Genomic DNA, 530 nt, shown 5'->3' with positions numbered 1-530 from the left:
CCAATTGAGCTACGGGCGCTTATTAAAATGGTGCCGAGGGCCGGACTTGAACCGGCACGGTAGTCACCTACCGCAGGATTTTAAGTCCTGTGTGTCTGCCAATTCCACCACCCCGGCAGGACTTATACGTGGAGGCGGCAACCGGATTTGAACCGGTGATAAAGGTTTTGCAGACCTTGGCCTTACCACTTGGCTATGCCGCCAATATATATGGAGCGGAAGACGAGGTTCGAACTCGCGACCCCCACCTTGGCAAGGTGGTGTTCTACCACTGAACTACTTCCGCGCATTTATCTAAATTAAGATGCGGGTGAAGGGACTTGAACCCCCACGTCATAAGACACTAGATCCTAAGTCTAGCGCGTCTGCCAATTCCGCCACACCCGCGTGTAAATATAACTGGTGAGCCATGAAGGACTCGAACCTTCGACCCTCTGATTAAAAGTCAGATGCTCTACCAACTGAGCTAATGGCTCTCTATGGCTGGGCTAGCTGGATTCGAACCAACGCATGACGGAATCAAAATCCGT

The 530-nt window shown here is 51.7% G+C and carries 5 tRNA genes; all 5 read right to left on the bottom strand.

The features are described 5' to 3' along the window. Positions 1 to 28: 28 nt before the first annotated feature. A tRNA-Leu gene (locus tag ACN6NE_RS31060) sits at positions 29 to 117 on the bottom strand. 12 nt (positions 118 to 129) lie between these two features. Next, positions 130 to 203, bottom strand: a tRNA-Cys gene (locus ACN6NE_RS31055). Positions 204 to 211: 8 nt separating this feature from the next. Further along, positions 212 to 286 (bottom strand) — tRNA-Gly (locus ACN6NE_RS31050). Positions 287 to 305: 19 nt separating this feature from the next. After that, a tRNA-Leu gene (locus ACN6NE_RS31045) sits at positions 306 to 387 on the bottom strand. Positions 388 to 400: 13 nt separating this feature from the next. After that, positions 401 to 476 (bottom strand) — tRNA-Lys (locus ACN6NE_RS31040). Positions 477 to 530 lie beyond the last annotated feature (54 nt).

The organism is Priestia sp. 53B2, from assembly GCF_056099005.1.
The sequence above is the reverse complement of the archived record's forward strand: the minus strand, read 5'-3'. Positions and strand labels throughout refer to the sequence as shown.